Here is a 4,120-nt window from a genome sequence, read left to right as displayed (position 1 = left end):
GCCCCCCCCCGAGCTGTCTCGCGCCCGGGTGCGCGCGTGTTCGGGGGTGTGTCCCCTCGGGGGTCACCCCCCGCCCCGGGGGGGGGGGGTGCGACCCCGGGCGGCCGGGCCCGAGCCTATCTAGCCGACCGAGAGGTCGTCCCCGTACACCGCGCCCTGGCCGTACCAGCCGTGCAGGTAGACGGTGACGGTTCCGGAGGCGCCGGTCGTGAAGGGGACCGTCAGCTTCGTCCAGCCCGCCGCGCCGGTCCACGTACTGGCGGTCGCGCCGCCCCGCACGCCCAGGTAGGCGTAGCTGCCCTGCACCCAGCCGGCGAGCGTGTACGTCGTGTTCGGGGCCAGCGTCAGGGTCTGGGCGCATTCCCCGGTCCGGGAGGCGGTGGGGACGGTCTTCAGCGCGTACGAGCCCCCGTGCGCCGGGGTGGCCACGACAGCGCTGCCGCTCTCGCACGTCCACGGGGCGAGGGTCCCGCTCTCGAAGCCGCCGTTGACCAGGGCTCCGCTGCCGCCGCCCGGACCGGAGACCGTGAGGGTGAAGGCGGCGGAGTGCGTGAGCCCGCCCGCGGCGGCGGTGACCGTGATCGGGTACGTGCCCGGTGCGGCCGAGGCCGAGGCGGAGACCGTGAGCCGGGCCGAGCCGCCCGCCGTGACCGAGGCCGGGTCGAGCGCGGCGCTCACTCCGGCGGGTGCGCCGGACGCGGTCAGCGCGATGGTGTGCGCGGTGCCGGAGACGACCGCGGTGCTCACGGTGGCGGAGGTGGAGCCGCCTGGGGTGACCGAGGCCGATCCGGGCGCGACGGCGAGCGAGAAATCGTCGGCGACCGGGCCTCCGCCGCCGGTGAACGGCGCGAAGGCGTGGCTGAAGTACCAGGGGTCTTGGGCGATGCCCGAGCAGGTGTCGGAGCCGCCGGTGCCGGGGCAGCCGCCGTTGTCGCGCTGGAGCGCCCAGAAGGACAGGGTGTTGATGCCCTTGCCGGTGGCCCAGTCGTGGACGGCGTTCGCGTCTGCGGTGGTGAACGTCTCGGCCGGCCCGTAGTCGTCGATGCCGGGCATCTCGGTGACGCCGATCATGCCCCACAACTGGGCGGGGGTCTTGGCCGGGTACAGGGCGGCGAGCTGGTCGTGGAGCCCGGTGGCCGCGGTCCGGGTGTCGTTCGCCATGTCGTGGCCGGCGCCGTCGTAGTAGTCGAAGGTCATCAGGTTCACGACGTCGACCTGGGCGCCCGCCGCCTTGGCGCTCTTGAGGACCGCCAGGCCGCTGCCCGCGAGCCCGCTCGTGGTGGTGGGCAGGGTGTACGAGACCTGGAGCGGGCGGCCGTTCGCGGCGGCCCAGTCCTGGACCTTCCTGATGGCCTGGTTGCGGCGGTCGATGCCCGCCTTGTCGGTCAGCGAGTTGTCCTCGATGTCCATGTCGAGCCGGGAGACCTCGTAAGTGGTGATCACCTTCTCGTACGCGGCGGCGATCGCGTCCACGCTGGTGCAGCTGTCGGCGATCTCGGTGCCGCCGTTGTCGGCCGCGTACCCGCCGAAGGAGGGGATCACGTCGCCGCCGCGGGAGCGGATCGTGGCGAAGTCGGCGCCGAAGACGGAGGCGGAGACGGGCTGCCCCGTGTCGCCGTTCCAGTACGGGGTGCAGGAGCCCTTGGCCTCGGTCTGCACGAACGCCATGGTCAGGTACTTCGCGCCGGACTTCTGGGCGAGGTCGGCGGGACTGTCGGAGGAGTACGCCTCGAAGTACGGGGCGAAGACGTGCGCGGGCAGCGGGGTCGCGGCGTGGGCGGCGCCGCCGGTCCCGAGGACGAGGCCGGCGGATGCGAGGACCGTGGCGAGCGCCGCGGACAGGGCATGCAGGGGCCTGGGACGTCTCATCGATGCTCCCGGTGGGGCGTGAGCGAACGGGCGGACGCCTCATGATTGGTCTGGACCAACCTTGGGTCAAGGGTCCAGACCTCTTCAATTATCTTGGGGGAAACGAGAGTTACAGGAGACGCCGGGTGGTGAAGGGCAGCGATCCGTAACCGGGCTGCCCCGAGTCGGCCGGGGCGTCGGCGGCGGCGTCCGTGTCGATCGCGTACACCATGAGCGGGCTGCTGCCGGTGGGGCCGGCGGCGGTGGCGCGCAGCCGGTACCGCTCGGTGCGGACGGCGTCGCGGGCGAGGGCGGCGCCGCCCTCGTAGAGGCCGGCCGGCTTGACGTCGGTGGCCGTGCGCAGGGCCACGGAGCGCCAGGCGCCGGTGGCCGGATCGCGGTGTTCCAGGACGAAGGGGGTGGCGGGCCCGGGGAGATCGCCGGGTCCGCCGGGCAGGGGCTCCATCTGGAAGGCGATCAGCAGGTGCCCGTAGGCCCGGGAGTTGCCGTTGTGGACGGTGACCGTGAACTCCCTGGCGGGGCCTCCGCGGACCAGGTCCAGCCCGCCGCCCGCGGCGGCCGCGGTCAGCGACAGGCGGGTCGCGGGGGCGGGGGCCGCGGCCGGCGCCTTGGCGGGCGCGGACGGGGGCGCGGTGACGGACGCGGAGGCTGAGGCGGGCGCGGCCGTCACCGTCGCGGAGGCGCTCGGGGCGGCGGACGCGGTCACCGTCGGCGACGCGGGGCCGGAGGGCCGGGCGGCCGCCGGCCGGGAGGGCGCGGCGGCCGGGTGGTCCGCGTGCCCCGTACACGCCATCAGAACGGCGGACAGTGCCGCCAGTACCGCCGAAGCGGTCAGCAGACGGGGTCTGACGTGCATGGTCGGCCCTCCTACGGCTCCCGTGAGGGCTGGACCGTAACAAGGGCTCACCACCGGCGCAGGGGCACGGTCGATGACGCTTCGATCACGGTTCGGCACGCCCGGACCCGGCCGGACGCCGGGGCGGGCGCGCCGGCCCCGGGAGCGGTCAGGCCTTGAACTCCTCCTGGCGCACCGGGGAGGCCTCGGCGAGGGCCTTCACCACGGCGTCGGTCCCCGCCCGGAGCCCGTACACGGGGGTGCCGGGCTGCTGGCGCCAGGAGTCGTCGACGCCGCCCGCGTCGACCGTGTCGAAGCCGAGTTCGTCGACGAGCGCCCGTACGGTCTGCTTGGCCGCCTCGTCGTCGCCGGCGATCGGGAGGGCGATGCGGTCGGGATCCCCGGCCGGGCGGTGCCGGTCCAGGATGTCCTGGGCGTACGTCCCGTTGAAGGCCTTGACCACCGGGTGCCCGAGGCGGCGCTCGCTCCACCGGCTCTCGGTCAGGCCCCCGTCCTCGATCTCGGCGATGCGGCCGTCGCGCTGCTTCGGGTAGTAGTTCCCGGTCTCGACGAGGACGAAGTCCTCCGCCGCCGCGTCGAAGAGGCCGGCGGGCAGGTTCGCCACGTTCTTCAGGGGGATCGTGACCACGACGACCTCTGCGCCGCGGGCCGCCTCCGGGACGGTGACGGGCGTGGCCCCGGTCTCCTTGGCGAGGTCGGCCAGGGTCTCGGGGCCGCGGGAGTTCGCCACGGACACCTCGTGCCCGAGGGCGGTGAGCCGACGGGTGAGGTTGCCGCCGATGTTGCCTGCGCCGATGATGCCGATCTTCATGAGCTCTCCAGTGCGTGCAGGGTGGTCGGGTGCTGCCTGGAGTCCGAACCGCCGGAAGCCGCCGGGCATTCCGCGTTCGGCGCCGTCGCGTCCGATTCCCCCGTACGAGTGGCCGGTTCCCGGCCATCGGACTTTCACAAGATCGCTTATGTGGGGTTTCATTCATGTGCCGCCCACCGGGGCGGCGAGCGGGCGCGCGGCCGGCCAGGGCCCCCGTCCCGCTCGTTCGTGCACACGTGACCCGACACGAGGGACCAGCATGGGGTTCCGGCTCCAGGGGCAGCCGACCATCACAGACACCGGACCCGCGGCGGACAGCGGCTGGCGCGGGGTGCCGACGAGCAGCCCCAAGCGGCCGGGCCCGGCGGCCGTGCGCGGGTGCGCCGGACGCGTTCGCCCCGACGGGCACATGCACGCCATCCGCGTCGCATTCAGGCCATATCGCACGACCCGCGAACCGTCCGCGGCCACGCCGGCGTCCCCCTGACCCGGGGCCGGACACACGGGTGGGGGCCCCCCCCGGCGGCCCCCCCCCCGGGGCAGCGGCGACCGTTAGCCCCCCCCGCCGCCGGCAGGTGCGCGCG

At 74.5% G+C, this 4,120-nt stretch carries 3 protein-coding genes; all 3 read right to left on the bottom strand.

What is annotated here, in order from left to right:
* Nucleotides 1-120: 120 nt before the first annotated feature.
* Complete coding sequence (locus ACFXA3_RS37380) at nucleotides 121-1,869, bottom strand: glycosyl hydrolase family 18 protein (protein ID WP_385194834.1); 1,749 nt, start codon at nucleotides 1,867-1,869, stop codon at nucleotides 121-123.
* A gap of 109 nt (nucleotides 1,870-1,978) precedes the next feature.
* Nucleotides 1,979-2,725 (bottom strand): hypothetical protein, encoded by a 747-nt coding sequence (locus ACFXA3_RS37375; protein ID WP_385194832.1) that lies wholly within the window; start codon nucleotides 2,723-2,725, stop codon nucleotides 1,979-1,981.
* Nucleotides 2,726-2,873: 148 nt separating this feature from the next.
* Nucleotides 2,874-3,536: an NADPH-dependent F420 reductase gene (locus ACFXA3_RS37370; protein ID WP_385194829.1), complete on the bottom strand. Its 663-nt coding sequence runs from the start codon at nucleotides 3,534-3,536 to the stop codon at nucleotides 2,874-2,876.
* Nucleotides 3,537-4,120: the final 584 nt, after the last annotated feature.

The sequence above is a fragment of the Streptomyces sp. NPDC059456 genome (assembly GCF_042750055.1).
GTDB lineage: Bacteria > Actinomycetota > Actinomycetes > Streptomycetales > Streptomycetaceae > Streptomyces.
This window is presented reverse-complemented; position numbering and strand designations above follow the sequence as displayed.

Excerpts from the sequence above, each read along its gene's own strand:
- ACFXA3_RS37380 (WP_385194834.1), bottom strand. The coding sequence starts at position 1,869 with ATGAGACGTCCCAGGCCCCTGCATGCCCTGTCCGCGGCGCTCGCCACG.
- ACFXA3_RS37375 (WP_385194832.1), bottom strand. The coding sequence starts at position 2,725 with ATGCACGTCAGACCCCGTCTGCTGACCGCTTCGGCGGTACTGGCGGCA.
- ACFXA3_RS37370 (WP_385194829.1), bottom strand. The coding sequence starts at position 3,536 with ATGAAGATCGGCATCATCGGCGCAGGCAACATCGGCGGCAACCTCACC.